The sequence below is a fragment of the Holdemania filiformis genome (assembly GCF_003459085.1).
GTDB classification, from domain to species: Bacteria; Bacillota_I; Bacilli_A; order Erysipelotrichales; family Erysipelotrichaceae; genus Holdemania; species Holdemania filiformis.
Genome location: NZ_QRUP01000008.1, coordinates 112294 through 130996, shown reverse-complemented (window position 1 = coordinate 130996; position 18703 = coordinate 112294). Strand labels below are relative to the sequence as shown.

The following is an 18703-nucleotide window of genomic DNA, read 5'->3' as shown; positions in this document are numbered from 1 at the left end:
TCATTCCTCCCAGTCTTCCTTTAAAAAGACATCCAGACACCGGTTAAACCGGGCGCTCTGGTTGAAATACGCGAAATGATCGTCCCCTTCAAAAATTGCCAGTCCGGCATTCTTCATCTTCGCTTCCATCTGTTTCCCCATCCATAAAGGCGCTGCTTCGTCGTTTTCGCCCCAGACCAACAAGACCGGAACCGTAACGTCTTCCAACATCCCGCTGACATCGTCGTTGACAACTTTAACAAAGGTTTCGCGCATAATGCCGGTTGCGTTTCGATAATCGTCGGAACCGGATTTACGTTTGAAGTCTTCCAGCATTGCTTCGCTGCCGACCAGCGTGATCGCTTTTTTCGCCGCTTTGTAGCCTGCGATTTTGAGCTTGGCCTGCCAGGTTTGCTTCGGCCGGATTCCCGCCGCGCCGGTCAGCACCATCTTATGCACGGGGTTCTTCACCGCGTAGTGAACGGCCACCCGGCAGCCGAAGGAATGACCGATCAGAATCGGATCGTGGATATCAAAGGTCTGGCAAAACGCTTCGAGAAACTCCCGATATTCCGGGACACCCCAGGCAACCGGCGGTTCGTCGCTTTTGCCAAAACCGGGAAAATCGAAATTAAAAACCCGGAAATGGGCTTTAAGATGATTGTAGATGGGTTCCATCATGATCATCCGCTGCCGCCAGCCGTGCAACAGCACTACATCGCGGCCCTGACCTTCCGTCGCAACTTCAATATTCAGTCCGTTAATTTTAATTTGCGGCATAAAAATCCTCCATTGTTTCTACTTTATTATATGCAATCTTCACAAGCTTGGAAAGTACAAAAATAATATTCAGAATAAGCAAAATAAGATATTGAAGATTTTGAGGATTCAGCGTATAATAAAGACATGGTATAGAAAGGAGATCGAAGTCATGTTTGAGTGGGTTAAGGGCAACGCCTACACGATGTTAGTGACCTTGTATCCGAACAATTTCACGTTAAACAACGTAGCGGCTGCCTATTTTGAAGATATTCGATGGTGCTGTATCGGGCTCGACCGGGAAGAACGGAAAGTTGCGATCCGCCCCGTGACCAAGCGAGAGGTAGATTTAAAACTCATCCCGCTGGAGCAGCTGCATAAAGTATCCATGGGAAAGGGATATGCCCGCATCAGCAACAAAGCGCTGATTGAGGAAATCGCCCAGCTGACAGGCATCGAATGCAACGGGATTAAAGTTCCCGCGCAGTTTGATGAACGCGAAAAAATGCTGATTATTGATCTGAACAATCCCGTATAAGGAGGTGAGGAAAAATGTATTTCGGTTTATGGATTCTGGTATTCTTGGGGGCGCTGGTCGTTGAACTGGCGACGGCAACCAGCCTTGTCAGTATCTGGTTCTGCGTCGGAGCGTTGTTTGCCCTGGGCGCGCTGGCGTTAAATCTGGCCTTTATCTGGCAGGTCGTCATCTTCTTTGCGGCGTCGTTAATTTGTCTGGCGGCAATCCGGCCGATGGCTTCCCAGTATTTGCGAGGCAACGTGGTAGCGACGAATGCCGACCGGGTGATCGGCCGTCATGTCCAGCTTCTGAAAGACATTACCGGGGAAACCTGGGGTGAACTCAAGGTGAACGGTGTGGTCTGGAACGCGATCAGCGCCGACGGGCATCCGATTGGTGAAGGTTCGCTAGTGGAAATCGTTGCGATCGAGGGCGCGAAACTCCTCGTGAAAAAAATAGAAGACTGAAGTTTCAGTCAAGAAAGGAAATAAATTATGAATGGGTTCTTACAAATATTAATCTTCCTGGTTGTCTTTCTGATCGTGATCGCGGTGATCTGTTACTGCGTTCGGATCGTACCGCAGGCGAAAGCTTACGTGGTCGAGCGTTTGGGGGCTTATCACAGCACATGGCATACCGGTCCGCATTTCATGGTTCCGTTTATCGACCGCGTGGCTAACAAGGTTTCGTTAAAAGAAATCGTTAAGGATTTTGATCCGCAGCCAGTCATCACCAAGGATAACGTTACGATGCAGATCGATACGGTCGTCTACTTTCAGATCACAGATCCGAAGCTGTATACTTATGGCGTTGAGCGGCCGATCAGCGCGTTGGAAAATCTGACCGCGACGACGCTGCGAAACATCATCGGCGAGCTGGAACTGGATGAAACGCTGACTTCCCGCGATATCATCAATACGAAGATGCGCGCGATTTTGGACGAAGCGACAGATCCATGGGGCGTCAAGGTCGGCCGTGTTGAAGTCAAGAACATCATCCCGCCGCGCGATATCCAGGAATCAATGGAGAAACAGATGCGGGCTGAACGTGAACGTCGTGAAGCGATCCTGCGTGCCGAAGGTGAAAAGAAATCGGCAATCCTGACCGCGGAAGGCGAAAAGGAATCCATGATTCTGCGTGCCACGGCGAAGAAGGAAGCAATGATCGCGGAAGCAGAAGGCCAGGCTCAGGCTACTGAACGGCTGTATGCCGCACAGGCTAAAGGTATTGAAATGATCAAGAATTCGGATCCAAGCCTGGAATTCTTAACCTTGAAGGGTTATGAAGCGCTGCAGAAGATGGCGGATGGCAAAGCGACCAAGCTGATCATCCCTAGCAATCTGCAGGATATCACCGGCACGCTGGCTTCGCTGGCGGAAGTCGTCAAACCGATCGAAAACAAGGAATAACGGAACAGGGCGTCAGAATTGACGCCTTTTCCATATCCTGATCGTAACGGGTCAAGTCATTTGTTTCACAGCCTTGAAAGCCTTGCCGCAACCCGGTCATCGTTTCGATCAAAATTGTTTTACCCAATCAGAGAGGAGCCTCATGCTATGTCAAAATCGAACTCCCCGACCGCGCGTCTGGCGCTGTTGGCCTTCTGCTTAATCGGTCTTGGATTTTTAACCGTGATCCTGAATCTGATGGTCCTGTGGTTTGTTTTATTCGCCGCACTTTGCGGGTATTTTCTATTTCGCTATCGTAATCAAATCTGTCGTCAGGATTGTATTCTGGGTCTCGTCTTTGCGAGTATCGCCATAATTTCACATCCTTTGATGGGATTTTTCGTACTACCTGGATATGTGGCTTCGGCAGCCCGGATGCGGGATATACCCCAACCGATTGTCCTTTATCATCCCGGAAAGAAAAACGAGCTCTGGAAAACTATGGGCTGGATCCTCGCCGCCGGGAGTTGCTTAGGAGTCTTCAATCTCTGGCTGGGATCGAGCCAATTGACAATTGCGCCCTCCTTCCAACTGAAATTCCTGTTTGATGCGCTGCGGGCAGGGTTATTTGAAGAAATTCTGTTCCGCACCCTGCTTTATGCCTTATGCATCGAAGTAATGGGCAAGATTAAACCGAACCCCGCGCAGACGGCGCTTTGCCTTTTGATCATGATTCTGCCGCATGTTCTGATTCATTTCTCTGGCACTATCGAGATTGGCAGCCTGATCGTCATGTCCGTTGCTTTCGGTCTGCCGTTTGCGCTGCTGCAATGGAAGGTCAATCTCAGCGCCGCCATCGGTGCGCACGCCTTGGTTGACTTGATCCGCTTTATCGTCTTCGGCGCTTAATTGGTCTTTCGCGCAAGCCGCCGCAAGTGATTTGTCCTAAACTTAATTTTCGCTCATCTAAATCAATAAAATAAAGACAGCTGCCTCCGCGATCCCGGTTAATTCGATTTCAGCCCGGTTCGATCTCTGATTGCGCTGTCTTTTATTTTGCTTTTCTTTTTCCAACAGGAGATTTTAATGACCCTATTCCTGTTGATTTGTTTATCTTCACCAATCTTTACCCGTCAATCTGATCCGTTCTCAAATGAACTTCTTCCTCCAATATTTTTTCGTTGATGAGGACTTGACGGTTATTCCGTTTCCCATTCGTAGATTGGATATCCCTTACCCTGGTATTGATAGTATTGCGGATAACGCTGCCTGTAATCGTCGATTTCTTCCCGGGCCAGATCCGGGTAATTGGTAATCAAACCGCTGACGCCCATATCAAGATAGTTGCTCATTTTATTGTAATCATCGACCGTCCAAACATAAACCGGCATCCAGGCACGGCCGGCTTGTTCCAGAAAGCTGACGGAAATCTGACTTTCCTCCACTGCCAGGAAATCAATATTCCAATTCCAGATCCGGTAATCCATTTCTCCGGCAGTTCCGTAAACGCAGTAACCGATCCACCATTGGGGCCGCTGACGCTGCAGGATCTGCACCGCCTCATAATCCAGCGACATGAAAATCGAACGGGCGGCGAAGTCTTCGCTTTCCACAACCTCGATCACCTTCTCAGCCAGCTCTGTCTGATTGCCGTTAACCAGCTTTAATTCAATCAACAGACCGGTTTCCCCTTCCCAGGTTTTCATTGTCTGGATCAGCTGCTTCAGCGTCGGAATTTTCCCCTTTACATACTGTCCTTCTGAACTCAGGGTCAGCGACTGCAGCTGCTCCGCGGTCAGATCCTCCACTTTTTTATTAACGCCGGTCAATCGCGTCAGCGTCGGATCGTGATAGACCATGGGAATGCCGTCCGCGCTGAGCTGAACGTCAATCTCCGCATAATCGGCATGCGCGATAGCCGCCTGGCGTACAGCTTCAATTGTATTTTCAACTGCGTAGGCCGATCCCCGGTGACCGATCGCCCAGGGCTGATGTTCGCGGGACAAGGGACGCAGGTAAAGATCCGCGCAATACATGACCATCAAGGTTAACAACACGCGCACCATCCATGGATGCCGCTGATAGACGCGCCGGCCGCTCAGCCAGCCATGAAGGCGAACATAGACCCAGTTTAATTTTCCGGAAGTCTGAGGCCGCAGCTTCGTCACGATCGCGCCCAGAAAATACAGTGCGCTGACGATCAGAATCACCGGCAGCAGCAGCGTTATAAAATCCGGGAAAATTTCAGAGATTCCAAAACAGAGCAGAATGATCAGCGTCAATCCGCTGATCCATGGATGACGGCTGATCCACCGGTGCAGCCCTTCCCAGGATTGAATCTTCCGCACACCGGCCGCCGTCGCTCCGCGTACCCGCGATACGGCTTCGTTCAGTCTTTCTGCTTCCTCACTCTCCGGTTCCTCTTCCATCATTACGACGCCATGAGTCCGGATCAGCCGGACCAGAAAATACAGAAAGCCCAGACTCATCAGGAAAAACGCCAGCTGAATCAGCAGCGATTGCATTAAATAATGCCGGAACGTCGGCGAGAGGATTAAATTCTTTAAAAAGTAGCGGTTGAAATCGGAATTGATCAGAAGCGCCTTGGGCAGAAAATCGACGACCAGAAATTCTGCCAGAAACCAGAATCCGCAGCCCAGCGCCAGCCGGCCTTGTTCTTTAACGCTCAGCTGTTTCCATAATCGAAGATTCTGCTTTATCGCCTGACTCAGCTTCATTCGGCGGAAAATCATTAAAAGCGGCACAAACAGGAGAAAGATCGCCAGACCGTACAACCCCAGCCAGAAAGCGCTGATCAACAGTCTGCCCGATACAGTCAGCCGAAGCTCGCCGATCACAAATTCCGGTACCCGCAGCCGTGGAATCAGCGCGTTGATATACACCAGATGCGCCGCCGGGAGAAACAGCGCGAAATACAGCGTACAGAACGGCAGCTGAAGATTGCGAATGCCTTTTAACGAGAATAACGCCTGACGGCAAGCTTCGCGGATCGACAGCGGTTCGCCGCGCTGGCCTTTATCGATCAAATGCAGAATCACGCTGAACTCAAATACGATCAAACCGGTTCCCGCCAGCATGTAAAACAGCGCCAGAAAAATCCCCGGCAGCGATAAGAACCGCATGACGATATCTGAATTAAATGTCATCCCAGACCGGGCCCGGTTAAGATACAACCGCAGCAGCTGGCTCAGCAAGGGATTCACGAACAAATATAAACAAACCCGGTACAGAATTTCAAATTGAATGAGCTTGCCTAACCATTTCCCCTTCTCACGCATGACCGTTATCTCCTTTAAACTGTCTTATTATACCACGATTTGTTCCCGCTGTTTCAGAACCCGGATATTTCCTGATCCTCTCCTGACACGACACGAATTGATCTGCAGTTAATCTTTCATTATCATTTCCAACAAAAAAACGATAAAAGCGCCCGTTCGCAAGGAAGGGACGCTCTTTTTAATCTTTAACCGCCGTTTTTGACAGCGCTATCCTCGGTACACATCGCGGCTGTCAATCCAACTCGAACTCTCAAATTCTTAGAATTGAATTTTTATTCTTTTCCTGATGAGATTCTGATTTTTAATCGTGAAGCCCGCTGATCAATCCTGTGACAAGGAGCGAATCACATTCAGGAATTCCCGGCGGGTATCTGCGCTCAGCGTATCCTGCAGCGATTCATAGGTCATGCCGTCAAATGACGGTCCTGCCACATAATGGCTATAGCCTTGAGAATAACAGATCAGAGCGCTCTGACCCGGAATCGTCGCGGTATTGTACTCGCTGAACAGCTCGAATTCACTGAAAATCAAACGGAACGGGCCGATCTTCAACGCTGTGAACGTTGTCTGATGACGCAGTTTCTCGGGATGCGCCAGGTTCTCACGGCTGCGCTCAATGCCATATTGCAGCGTAATCCGCTCCCGCTCGCTGTAATAATCCGGAATTACCAGATCTGCCGGATCTTTCAGTTCATGCTTCAGCGCGACGGCGCGTTCGGCATAGCCCAGATCCACCGGGTATTTCTCAGCGGGGTGGGCTAGCAATCGTTCAAATTCTTCCGCCATGACCGCGCCGAAGTGTTCCATCTGAGCTGTGGTTTGTTCCTTCCGGGTAAACCGGGTGCTGACATCGCCAGCCGCGGATTGCAGGAAGGAAAAGAACTCGCCCGGATACTTCGCGTCCAGCTGGCGCATTGCATAACCAGGATATTCTGAGGTGAAAAACGGCGTGTCCCCGTTCAATGAAGTCGGATGGCAGTTATAAATCAACAGTGACGCGATCCGTTTGTCATTTTCATAGAAGCACAGCGCATGCGCAAAGATCTGATCAGTCGTCCAGTGACTGATGCGGCTCTGACCGATCTGGGTAAATGGCTCCCTCACATAGCTGCACGTCAGCTCCGCTTCCCGCAGCGTCAAGGGAATCAAGGCTTCGCACAACTGATCGCGAACCTGATTGCGATAGCTTTCCACACGCATATCCGGCGCAAAATGGGTGTGCGTCCCGCTGATGATCACCCGTGTCGGGAATCCCCAGGCTTGTTCAAGACGTTCACGAACCTCATTCACTAATGCGATCGGGGCCTGCAGCGAGTCCAGCGCGGCATGTACATAGCGGCAGCCGTTTTGTTCTAAAACGAGAACCCGCGCGTACAGCGAATCGCGGACGGTCTCCAAAGGTTCGACCTGCTGCGCAAAGCCTGCTGCCCGGATTGGCTGGCGGGGATTGATGTTGAGCTTAACTGTTTGAATTTTCATTCTTATCCTCCCGGATTTTCTCCTTTTTTCCCTTAAGTTTCCCTTCCAGCTTCCGCGGTTTTTCACGTTTCAGACCACCTGGGCGGGAAATCCTAAAGATAACACCATTGTTGAGATTCTCCGCTTCCGCCCGATATCCATAGGTCGTACAGACGCGGTAGACGATCGACAAGCCAAGGCCGAATTTACCATCGGTTCCTTTTTCATAGGGTTTAAACAGTTTATTTAATCGTTCCTCACTCATTAACGGACCGTCGTTGGCCACTGTCAGTTCTTTTTCATTCAAGGTTATGACAATCTCATGGGTCGCATAGCGGATGGAATTATCCAGCAGATTCTCAACGACAACCCGCCACGGATCTTCCTCCCCATGGAAATAAATCTTTTCCAGCTGTGTTGATATTTCCAGTTCCGGCCGGATAACCTTTAAGGAAAGAATCGCTTTGTTGATGACCGCGCTCATGTCCAGCGTATCCCCGGCCATGCCGTCGTCAGTCAGATAGCCCAGCTTGTTCAGCATAATCAGACTGTAAACCTTCTTTTCCAGACGATCGGCATGCTCGATGATAACGTCAACGCTTTTTTCCAGCGTCTCATACGGATAAATTCCGTCTTTGATGCTTTCCCCGTATGACTTAATTGTCGCAATCGGTGTTTTCAGATCATGCGATATATTCTGGATCATTTCTTCCTTGATTTTCTCCTGTTTGTCCAGCTCTTCCTTCATCGCAACTAACGCCTGGGCTACCTGGCCGATCTCATCGCGGCGTTCGATATGCAGCTCGGCCTCCTCGCCGCGGCTGACCTTTTCGATGTAATTACGGATCTGATTCAGCGGATGAATCAAAGAGCTGATCCACAGCATCAGACAGACAAACAGCAGCGACACGACGAGCACATTCAGATTAATCACACTGTTGAGCAGCATGTTTTTAAAATCACTGCGGTAGCTGTCGCTCATCAGCGAGATTAAGATCGTATGGGAGTCCAGCCGGGCCAGTGAATAAAAATACGTCTTGCGGTCCTGCACATACGCACGGTCCGCAACCTCCTGCGCCAAACCATCAGCTTCTTTCAAAAGATGTGAGGTCAGCTGCGGATCCAGCGTCGTCGTGCCGATTTTGGAGAATTGGCGGGTTTCCTTGTCATAAAATAAATGGATGATGCTGGGATCGGTATTTTCAGCGATTTCTTCGATGTCCATATCCATCGAATAATTGAACGCAATATTGTTCTGAGCGCGGTGCAGCATGCTGTACATCTGTTTTTCAACAAATTCATTCACACTTTCCGACAGATAGACGAAAAAGAAGACGGTGAAGACCGTGACGACCAGGAAGATCAGCGTCAGCAGCTGCTGGGACAGCGACAGCTCCTTGAGCCAAATACGCAGGCGCTTCATTTACCCGAGCCGGTAGCCGAAGCCATAGATCGTATGGATACTCAGATTCGGCATCTTTTTGCGCAGCCGCCGCAGCGTGTCGTCCACGACCCGGTCGGAGCCAAAATAATTCACATCCCACACCTGTTCAAGAATCTGTTCCCGCAAAAAGGCGGTGCCTTTATTTTTCACAAACAGCATCAACAGATCAAATTCCTTGGTCGTCAAATCCAGCTCGCGGCCTTTTTCAAACACCAGCCGCTGCGCTTCGTCGATTTCATACCCGTCGACCACAATCCGGTTGGCGTCTTCTTTATACGTCCGCTTCATGATGTTGTTAATGCGCAGCACCAACTCCTTCGGCGAAAACGGCTTGGTGATGTAATCGTCGCTGCCTTTTTCCAGACCGATAATCCGGTCAAACTCTTTATCGCGCGCCGACATGAAAACAACCGGCACTTCCGGAGACTGCATCCGGATTTCTTCAATCAGATCAAAACCGCTTTTATCATCGAGCATAATATCCAGGATCCAACAATGAACATCGTCATCCGAGGTATGGGCGGAAGCCTCCTCATAGGTCAGGTAAGACCGGACTTCATAGCCTTCCTTCTCAAGATATCGCTTAACCAGTTCATTGAGATCTTTTTCATCTTCTACAATCGCTATTACTTTCTTCACTTGCATCTCACCCCGTGTTTCCATTGTATCAAATTTAGCCTGGGAAATCCATGAAACCCCGAACCGGGATCGGGATAAAAAAGGTAAAAAGAAAACGAAGTCGGCCGTTACCGTTTCTTCGCTTTGAAAATAATCATCATCGGACGATGCAATTCTTCCTCCATTTGCGGAACCTCCCGGATCAGCTCCGCCGTTGGCTGCGGTTCCTGGATATCCTCTAATTCAAAACCAGTGCTTAACAAAGCCTGCACGATCGTTGTCAGCGAATGATGGTATTTCACGACCGGCGCGCCCAAAAAAATCGAATCCCGGCGGCCGTCCAGGAAATACCGGGTAACCGGCCATACCGGATTACCAGCAGAAGTCTGATCAAGCCACTGCTGGCTGCCTTCCGCGGTAAAGATCGGATGCTCCATCGAAAAGATAAATTCTCCGTCCGTCCGCAGCGTCTGCGCAACTTTCCTGAACAAAGCCGACAGATCCTCAATGTAATGCAGCGTCAGCGAGCTGATCACAATATCGTAGGTTTCTGCCGGATAGGCATAATCCTCCAGTGCGCATCGCAAATATTCCACACCGGCCGGCTGATTGATTTTTTGGGCCTGATCCAGCATTTTCTCCGACAGATCGATGCCCAGCACCGAAGCTGCCCCCCTTTCCATTGCATAGCGGCAATGCCAGCCATATCCGCAACCCAGATCTAAAACCTGCTTCTGAGTGAAATCCGGCAGCATCGCTTGAAGTACCGGCCATTCTCCTGCGCCTGCCAGTCCTTTTTCAGACCGGCTCATGTGACTGTATTTTTCAAAAAATTCCTGATCATCATATCGATTTTCTTTCATTTTAAATTCCTTCTTTCTTCATGGATTCGCGAATTTCTCCGCTGTTTTATCTTTATTCATTGTAGCGTTTCCATACTTAAAAAGCTATATTTATCTGAACTTGACCGCACGGCTTGGCTCACGGATCGCAGTAGGTTCGGATTCAAAAAGGGAGGTTCCGATTCTGCCTCCCCTTCAACTTTCCTTAATCTTTGTTACAACCCTGACTTTTCAATCAGATCAACGACGCGGTAGACATAATGATGACACAGCTCGTCGCTCTCCGCTTCGACCATTACGCGCACTAATGGTTCTGTTCCGGAAGGACGGACGAGAATCCGGCCGTTGCCGTGCAGTTCTTCATTGATCGTCGCCACTTCCTTGACGATCGGATCCGCCTGCATCGCCGCTTCTTTATCTTTCACTGGAACGTTGATTAAAAGCTGCGGATAAATTTTCAGGCCTTCCTCCAAGGCTAGGATTCCCTTCCCGGTTTTATGCATGACTTCCAACAGCTTCAGCGCAGTCAATAAACCGTCGCCGGTTGTCGCGTGTTCCTTAAAAATGATGTGCCCCGACTGTTCGCCGCCTAGCATGTAATCATTTTTCACCATACATTCATAAACGTATTTATCACCAACCTGCGTCGATTCCGTCGCGATGTCCAACTGCTCCATCGCCTTGAAGAATCCAAGGTTCGCCATGACCGTGCTGACAACCGTATTGCCGTGAAGCAGTCCGTTTTCTTTCAGATATTTGCCGCAGATATACAGAACGTAATCCCCGTTGATCAGGTTGCCTTGCGGATCCACAGCGATCAACCGGTCCGCATCGCCGTCAAACGCCAGCCCCAGATCGAAGATCCCGCTTTTCATCAGCTCCTGCAGTGATTCCGGATGCGTAGAGCCGCATTTTGTATTGATATTGATCCCATTGGGTTCGCTGTGAATGACCGTGCAGTGCGCACCCATCCGGCGCAGCAGCTTTTCCGCGGTTGTCGTCGCGGAACCGTTGGCCAGATCCAATGCCAGATGAAACTGTTCAAGCCGGAAATCAAACAACGATTCCAGCCAGTCCAGATAATGTTCCAGACCTTCGTCATACCGGATGACCTGACCGATCTTCTCGCCGCTGACCAGCGGAATTTCCGACAGCCCGTCGATATAGTCTTCCACCAGCGCTTCAATCTCGGCGGACAGCTTAATCCCCGCCTGGGAGAAAACTTTGATCCCGTTGTCATAGTAAGGATTGTGGCTGGCGGAGATCATCACACCGCAGCTGAACTGTTCGCGCTTGACCAGATACGCCACGCTCGGCGTCGGGCAATAGCCTAATAAATAGACATCGGCGCCGCTGGCCGAAGCCCCTGCGGCAATCGCGTTTTCAAACATACCGGAAGACAGCCGCGTATCCTTGCCGACCAGAATCCGGCCTTTTCCCTGTCTGGAAAAGTAATACCCCAGATACCGTCCGACCTGAAAAGCCCGCTGTACATCCAACGTTTCATTCGCCTTGCCGCGAATGCCGTCAGTTCCAAAATAACGTCCCATTAATTCGTCCCTCCATCGCTGTCATTGTCATCAGTTGCCGCGGAATTACTTGGATCCGTGACGTTGACGGTTAAGGATGCCTGCTGGAGCGTGTACTTCACATAAGTCCCCGCATCCTGATTTACCTGCAAGGTCACTTCCTGTTCGCCCGGCTGCAGATCCTTCATATCAAAGTATACATAAATGTCGCCGGCGGTGATTTTATCCACATTCGCCTGTGTTCCATATACGGTAACGCTGACCGCAATCTGGTCATCCTTGGTCTGCACGTTATAGCGGTTCGTGTTGTTGATCGCATTAATTGCGACGTTGTCAATCGTCTTCGATACGGCGTCGCCCAGCTTGATATCCATGTTCACGCGGGCCGGATTGATCTGCCGGACACCGGTCGGCAAGGTAATCGTTTGATACATCTTCGTATCGGAAGTCAGCTTCGTGGCGTCGAGCTGAACGGAAACCTTATCGAGCTTGTCCAGCACGGACTGCTGCGCGTAGATCTTGACGGATGAGTGATCAAAGATAATTTCCTCAATCGCCTTGCCCTCCGGCATCTCGCCCTGCAATTCCACAGCGACCGGCACATCCTTGCTTGGCGAGGTCACTTTGACATTGACCTTGACCGTGCTTGGAATGATATCGGCTTTGACCGGGGTTCCGGTTTGATCATAAGCGACCAGTACTGCGTCCTGTTCAAAGTCGGCGGTCTTGCCGGAAACGTCGATCAGCGCCTTGACAAACGCGATGCTGTCAAGCGTATCGGAAGCGGCACGGACATTGACCTTCGTCGCTTCAAACTGCGGTTCGCCCAGAATGTAAATATTGTCAAGCTTATCGGTATTAATAAAGTCGTAGCTCAAATCAAACTGCGTTGTGACTTTCTTTTTGATCGTCACCATCGCGGTTGATGGCTCCAGCTTGACATTGACCCGTTCGGAGAAATCCTTCGGCTGCAGCTTTACCTGATAGGTGCCTTCAGTCAGACCGGAAAGATCCGCCACGACGCTGTAGCTTTTCTGCGTCCGGACCAGCTGAACATCGGACATTTCGCCCATGACGTAAGCCGCGACCTCGCCCGGCAGGCCGGAAATCTCAAACATATCGGAATTGTAATTGATCGTCACCGGGACGGACGGCAATTCAAATACGCTCTGAATATTGTTGGATAAACTGGTGTTGGTGAAATTAACCGTCAGATATAACAACACGGCCAGCGCCAGTGAAACGATTTTCCCATACCGCGGATTAAATAGAATCCGGTCGATCCAGGAACTTAACCAACGCACACCTTTAAACAGTCCGTCTTCAATCGTCGCATAGGTCTTGACGACTTTTTTGCTTTGGCGGGCGATTTTGTTCGCCAGCTCCAGCTTGGATTCGGAATCCTTCATCGGATTCTGTCTCGGATCGTTATTCTTCATGTTTGTCACTTCCTTCCTGATCGGCGGAGTTCACCGCTTCTTCCAGGGAGTGGTCGTTCACTTCCTCGGAAGCGCTGAATTCCAGCTTGACATCATCAATCGGGGAATGATCTTGATTTTCAGCAGTGATGTCCGCGGCTGCGCCGGCTTTTACCGGGGACTCCGCATTTTCTTTTCCGGCCTTTTCTGAGGTTTCTGCTATCGGAGCTTCTTTGTCTTCAGCCGGTTTCTCCTCAGTTTTCTTTCGGGAACGCTTTGCTTTGGTTTCTGAAGATTCTTCCGAATCCTTCGGTTTTCTGGTCCGCGCCGGCTTTTTCTTAGCCTTGGCTTCGTCTTCGCTCTGCGCAGTCTTAATTTCGAGCACTTCGATCACTGCCGCCTGTACCGGTTCTTCCGGTGCCGCTTCGGCTTCAGCCTGCGCCTTCTTTTCCGCTTCCTGAGCCGCGATCTGCTGCTCAAGAATTTCCGGTTCCTCAAACATGGAGGAAGACGGCGCTTTTTTCTTCTTCTTTTTCGGCAGCTTGATGTTTTCTTCTTCTTTTTCAAGTTCACTCAGTCGGTCAGCCAGGACTTCCGTCTCTTTTTTCTTATTGAAGATCCCGGAGAACAGATTGCCCTTATGCTCCGCGTTCTTTTTGTCGGCTTCCGCACTTTCTCCGCCGTCCTGTTTCTTAACGGCGATCTTGTTCAGCAGACCTTTTTCATTCTTTTTCGTTTCGATTTCTTTTTCAACGACCAGCTGCGGTTCGTCGATCACAAAATAGGATTTCCGGTTCTGTGTTTTCGTGTTCTTTTCGCGGACCACGGTTTCTTCGTTGCAGACGACGCGCAGCAGATAATCGCGCAGCTCCTTTTTGGAGACCGTCGTGATCTGTCCGCCCTCGGCAATTGAAATATTGCCGGTTTCTTCAGAAACGACAATCGTCACGGAATCGGTGATTTCACTGATCCCGATCGCCGCGCGGTGACGCGCGCCGTACCGTGACGGCAGTTCCTGATTGGTCGGCGGGAAGTACGCGCTTGCGCACGCCAGGCGGTCGCCTTGGATGATGACCGCGCCGTCATGCAGCGGCGTGGACGTCACAAAAATCGACGTCAGCAGCTCGGCAGTGACCATCGAATTCATCGGCGTTCCCGTTTTGACATAATCGTTTAAGGAGTGAGATTGTTCCAGCGAGATCAACGCCCCGGTCTGATCCTTGGACAGAATCATCACCGCTTTGACCAGCTCGTCGACCAGATGCTCCTTCTCGTTTCCTGAAAGGGTGGAAATACGTGAAAAAACATTGGATTTTCCAAGCTTTTCCAGCAGCGACCGGATTTCCGGCTGGAAAATAATAATGACGGCGATAAAGCCCCAGGACACAAACATGTCGGCAATCCAGCCGACGGTGTTCAGGCCAAAGATGTTGGCGACCGCTTTGATCACAAGAATCAAGACGATTCCTTTAAATATCTGAATTGTCCGGGAGTTGTTCCGAACGATTTTTATTGTGTAATAGAGTAGCAGCCACATGATCAGGATGTCGAAAAACATCCGCGTGTAGTTCAGGATCGACTGAATGGTAGTGTAATAATTAACCATTGGTGAATCCTCCTTTCATTGAATTATTATAGCACAGTTCTAAAAGCCTTGAAAACTGAAATTGCCTGAAACCCGCCGGGCTTGTTTCATCTGTTTTTCAGGCTTGCCGCAAATCGGAGCCGGGATTTCTGCGGACGCAAGTCGGACTGGATTCAAAATATTCAATCGGAATTTAAAATTTTAGGATAAGCAAAAAAACACAGCTCCTGATTGGAACTGTGTCTTCATGGTTTTCCCTGCAGCAGCAGCATCTGCGGAACAGTGCCTTCAAAGCGAAACGCTTCATCCTTCAGTTCCAGAACGCTGATCTGCAGGCCGTCCATTTTATCCAGAATGGTTTTTAAGTTTTTATTCACTGCGGTATTGGTGGATTTTACTAAAGACGTCGGCAGATCCACGCCGGCCAGCGTGATCCGCTGCAGCTCGATCGTAATTTCATCATCCTGCCCCGCCAGTCTTGCTTCCACCGCCACGCGGCAGCCCTTTGCCAGCGTCAAGAGCGTGCCGTATTCCTTCAGCTTGGGAAACAGCTTGACGAGTGCCTCGGGATCATTCACCGTCATTTCAATTGCAGCTTCATCGCCGTTTTTCAGTGTGATCTGCGGATCAGAAAGCATGTCGCCGGCCGCGGTTTTCAACAACTCTCCCAGCTGTTGTTCCGACAGGTTCAGCTGCAGCGGCTGCGTCCCTTTGGCCGTAAACTGACCTTTGGCAATCTGCGTCAGCTGGCTGATCAGCTGCTCGGTGCTGGGCAGCGCTTGGGACAGTTCCGGCGGCAGCGGCGCGGCGGGCGCGGCGCTGGATTGAGGCTGGAGGGAAGAAACCGGCCGGCGGCTCCAATAGGATCCTAACGCCAGCGAACCAGTAACGACGATCATGACCCAGCAAAATGCTAAAAGGATGTCGAATATCCGTGATTGGGGTTTCATAAAAGCGGCTCCTTTCTATCCAGAAGTATGCTCGCAGAACCCCTTTTTATCCTGAAACCGCAGTTCAAAAGATGGAAAATCAAAACAGGTTGCGGTACAATAGACAAGAAATGAGGTTAGCTTGATGGAAAAACAATGGACAACTCTACAGACGCAGGGCAAAGAAATCACTTTGATCGGCACGGCGCACGTTTCCAAGGTCAGCGCCCAGCAGGTCAAGGAATCGCTTGAGGAAATTCAACCCGACAGCATCTGTGTGGAATTGGACGAGGATCGCTATCAGTCGCTGATGCATCCGGGTCAATGGGAACAAACCGATATCGTGCAGGTCATTAAGCAGAAAAAAACAGGTTTTCTGCTCGCTAATATTATTCTAAGCTCGTACCAGAAGAAAATTGCCAAAAAAATGGACATCAGCGCCGGCGCGGAAATGATGCAGGGCATCCAGAGTGCCAAGGAACTGAATGCCGAACTGGTGCTGGCAGACCGGCGCATCCAGACGACGTTCTCCCGTATCTGGCGCAAACACAGCTTCTGGCAGAAATGCAAGCTGCTCACCAGCATTCTCTTTTCGCTGTTTGACGACGAAGACATCACGGAAGCAGATCTGGAACAGCTCAAGCAAAGCGATATGCTGGAAAGCGCGTTAAAAGAAGTCGGCGACAGCTTCCCGGTCGTCGCCGATGTCCTGATTCACGAACGCGATCAATATCTCGCCACAAAAATTGCCCAGGCCAAAGGACCGAAGGTTGTCGCCGTGCTGGGGGCGGCGCACGTTCCGGGCGTCAGCGCTTTGATTGAAAGCGGCAAGCTGGCCGATCTGAACGAATTGGATTCCTTGCCCCCCAAATCGATCTGGGGCAAAGTGATCGGCTGGGGCATTCCGATCGCGATCATCGCGCTGGTCTGCGCCACCTTTCTGAACTCGCACAGCGCCGGCTGGGAACAAATCCAAAGCTGGATCTTATGGAACGGCACGTTGTCCGCCATCGGCACGCTGCTGGCCGGCGGTCATCCATTGTCGATCCTCACGGCGTTTGTGGCGGCGCCGATCACCTCGCTCAATCCGCTGCTGGCCGCCGGCTGGTTCGCCGGTCTGGTCGAAGCCTCGGTACGCAAGCCGAAGGTCAAAGATTTTGAAAATCTGACCGAAGACGTCAATTCCGTTAAAGGCATGTGGAAAAACCGCGTGACCCGGATCCTGCTGGTCGTCATTCTCGCCAACGTCTTCAGCTCGCTGGGCACCTTCATCGGCGGCACCGACATCATCAAAACTTTCCTGGAAACCGTGTTCTGAGAAGAACCGGTTTTTTTGTTTGAAGTTCAGTCCGCCTGTCCATACTAAGGAACGAATAGAACAAGACGAGGTGAGCGGAGATGCAGAAATCATATTGGCAGAAACAACGTCCGCTGTGGGAGTGTCCGCAGCTCAATGAGGATCAGGAAACTGACATTGCGATCGTCGGGGGCGGATTAACCGGATTGTTATGCGCCTGGATGTTGAAAGACAGCGGCCGGCGCGTCACCGTGATTGAAAAACGGCGGTTTCTGGAAAATAACTCCGCCCGCAACACGGGCAAAGTCAGCGCGCTGCACGGCGCGTTTTATCACACGCTGCCCGCGGACATCGCGCAGTCCGTATACCAGCTCAACCGCACGGCCGTCGATCACTACGAACAGCTGATCCGCACGGCGGACATCGCGTGCCGCTGGCAGCGGACAAGCGCGGTCTTAGCGGCGCAGAGCGAAGAAGGCGCGGCGATCCTGAACCAGGAAAAAGCTGCTCTGTCAGCTCTCGGAGCCCAGCTGGGCGATCCGCCAAGCTTTCCTCTGCCGCTGACCTGGGCCGATCAGCTGGCCATGGCGGATCAGGCGCTGCTCGATCCCTGGTTGTTCCAGGCTGGTTTATTGGAAGCGTTAAAAGACAAAGTGACGCTCTACGAAGAATCGCCGGTCGTTGAGATTCAGGATCATTGCCTGATCAGCGACGGCAGCTACCGCCTGCGGTTCAAGGATTTAATTCTCACCACGCAGTTCCCGGCCTTTGACCGGCTGCAGCTGTACGCCGCACGGTTTCACTACCAGCGCGAAGCGGCGGCGGCCTTTCGCTGCGATCCGGCCCTCGACGGTCTGATGCTCAACACCGTCGACCCCGGTCAGGCGCTTTCACTGCGGTTTGCGCGCAAAGAGGATCAGCCGACTTTAATCTTGGCGGGTCCGGCCATCGGCATCCATCATTATCCCAAGGATCCTTACGCACCGCTGTTACAAACCGCAAAAACGCTGGGCGTGCATCAGCCGCTGGCCTGCTGGAGTGCGCAGGATCTGATACCCCGCCGCCATCTGCCGTTTATCGGTCAGATTCAGGATCATTACTGGATCGCATCCGGATATTCCAAATGGGGTTATACCTGGGCAATGATCGCCGCAGAAATGATCAGCACGCAGGTGCAGGATCCGGCCTTCGTCATTCCGGAGTATCTGCGAGCCCGGCGCAAGGGTGATTTATTCAGTTTGTATACGTTGGGCAACGCCGCGACCTTGACGGAAGCGTTCTTCAAGGATCGCTTTATCGTCACCCCGGAAAACCAGCCGCGCCGCACCGGAACCGTCGTGCGTCTGCATGGACGCCGTTACGGCGTCGTCATTCCTGAGGAGGGGCTGGAATTTCTGGTCGATCTGACCTGTCCGCACATGGGCTGCCCGCTGCACTACAACCCCGCCGATCAAACCTGGGACTGCCCATGCCACGGCTCGCGCTTCACGCTGGACGGTCGCAGTCTTTATTCCCCGTCCAACGTTTCCCTGCAGCATTATCCAGGCGTCAACAGTCTGCATCCCAATTTGAAATAAAGGCATAAAATTGCTTTTCCTTACCTTATTTTCTGATTTTACAGATTAAAAAAGGACAGACGCT

General features: G+C 51.1%; 16 protein-coding genes. 6 read left to right on the top strand and 10 right to left on the bottom strand.

The window, feature by feature from the left end:
• Positions 1-759: an alpha/beta fold hydrolase gene (locus DWY25_RS08270; protein WP_006060941.1), complete on the bottom strand. Its 759-nt coding sequence runs from the start codon at positions 757-759 to the stop codon at positions 1-3.
• A 151-nt stretch (positions 760-910) separates the two neighbouring features.
• Between DWY25_RS08270 and DWY25_RS08265 the strand changes: the two genes are divergently transcribed.
• The 4 genes from DWY25_RS08265 to DWY25_RS08250 all read left to right on the top strand — a co-directional run bounded on the left by DWY25_RS08265 (position 911) and on the right by DWY25_RS08250 (position 3552).
• A complete protein-coding gene (locus tag DWY25_RS08265; protein WP_020224318.1) occupies positions 911-1276 on the top strand; it encodes a hypothetical protein in 366 nt (121 codons plus the stop codon).
• A 14-nt stretch (positions 1277-1290) separates the two neighbouring features.
• Positions 1291-1722 carry an NfeD family protein gene (locus DWY25_RS08260; RefSeq protein ID WP_117894839.1) on the top strand — a complete coding sequence of 144 codons (432 nt, stop codon included), beginning with the start codon at positions 1291-1293 and terminating at the stop codon, positions 1720-1722.
• Positions 1723-1749: 27 nt separating this feature from the next.
• Entirely contained in the window at positions 1750-2664 is a 915-nt protein-coding gene (locus DWY25_RS08255) for an SPFH domain-containing protein (protein WP_006060944.1), read from the top strand.
• A gap of 147 nt (positions 2665-2811) precedes the next feature.
• Positions 2812-3552: a CPBP family glutamic-type intramembrane protease gene (locus DWY25_RS08250; protein WP_117894838.1), complete on the top strand. Its 741-nt coding sequence runs from the start codon at positions 2812-2814 to the stop codon at positions 3550-3552.
• A gap of 290 nt (positions 3553-3842) precedes the next feature.
• Here DWY25_RS08250 and DWY25_RS08245 read toward each other — a convergent pair whose 3' ends face one another.
• From DWY25_RS08245 to DWY25_RS08205, 9 genes are all read right to left on the bottom strand, one after another.
• Positions 3843-5942 carry a glycerophosphodiester phosphodiesterase gene (locus DWY25_RS08245; RefSeq protein ID WP_117894837.1) on the bottom strand — a complete coding sequence of 700 codons (2100 nt, stop codon included), beginning with the start codon at positions 5940-5942 and terminating at the stop codon, positions 3843-3845.
• A gap of 321 nt (positions 5943-6263) precedes the next feature.
• A complete protein-coding gene (locus tag DWY25_RS08240) occupies positions 6264-7421 on the bottom strand; it encodes a hypothetical protein (RefSeq protein WP_117894836.1) in 1158 nt (385 codons plus the stop codon).
• Positions 7402-8823: a HAMP domain-containing sensor histidine kinase gene (locus DWY25_RS08235; RefSeq protein WP_117894835.1), complete on the bottom strand. Its 1422-nt coding sequence runs from the start codon at positions 8821-8823 to the stop codon at positions 7402-7404. The genes DWY25_RS08240 and DWY25_RS08235 overlap by 20 nt, the downstream gene beginning before the upstream one ends.
• On the bottom strand, positions 8824-9483 hold the full coding sequence (locus DWY25_RS08230) for a response regulator transcription factor (protein ID WP_039865455.1): 660 nt from the start codon (positions 9481-9483) through the stop codon (positions 8824-8826).
• 107 nt (positions 9484-9590) lie between these two features.
• Positions 9591-10325, bottom strand: coding sequence for a class I SAM-dependent methyltransferase (locus tag DWY25_RS08225; protein WP_117894834.1), 735 nt, complete (start codon positions 10323-10325; stop codon positions 9591-9593).
• Positions 10326-10519: 194 nt separating this feature from the next.
• Positions 10520-11854: a phosphoglucosamine mutase gene (glmM, locus tag DWY25_RS08220; protein WP_117894833.1), complete on the bottom strand. Its 1335-nt coding sequence runs from the start codon at positions 11852-11854 to the stop codon at positions 10520-10522.
• Positions 11854-13272: a CdaR family protein gene (locus DWY25_RS08215; protein ID WP_117894832.1), complete on the bottom strand. Its 1419-nt coding sequence runs from the start codon at positions 13270-13272 to the stop codon at positions 11854-11856. Before DWY25_RS08215 ends, glmM begins: the two co-directional genes overlap by 1 nt.
• Positions 13262-14857, bottom strand: coding sequence for a diadenylate cyclase CdaA (gene cdaA / locus DWY25_RS08210; protein ID WP_117894831.1), 1596 nt, complete (start codon positions 14855-14857; stop codon positions 13262-13264). The genes DWY25_RS08215 and cdaA overlap by 11 nt, the downstream gene beginning before the upstream one ends.
• 224 nt (positions 14858-15081) lie before the next feature.
• Positions 15082-15786 carry a hypothetical protein gene (locus tag DWY25_RS08205; RefSeq protein WP_117894830.1) on the bottom strand — a complete coding sequence of 235 codons (705 nt, stop codon included), beginning with the start codon at positions 15784-15786 and terminating at the stop codon, positions 15082-15084.
• Between the two features lie 124 nt (positions 15787-15910).
• Between DWY25_RS08205 and DWY25_RS08200 the strand changes: the two genes are divergently transcribed.
• Both DWY25_RS08200 and DWY25_RS08195 read left to right on the top strand, forming a co-directional pair.
• The gene (locus DWY25_RS08200; protein ID WP_117894829.1) at positions 15911-17083 is read left to right on the top strand and encodes a TraB/GumN family protein; all 1173 of its coding nucleotides are present in this window, start codon (positions 15911-15913) and stop codon (positions 17081-17083) included.
• A gap of 80 nt (positions 17084-17163) precedes the next feature.
• Positions 17164-18639, top strand: a complete 1476-nt coding sequence (locus tag DWY25_RS08195; protein ID WP_117894828.1) for an FAD-dependent oxidoreductase — start codon at positions 17164-17166, stop codon at positions 18637-18639.
• Positions 18640-18703: the final 64 nt, after the last annotated feature.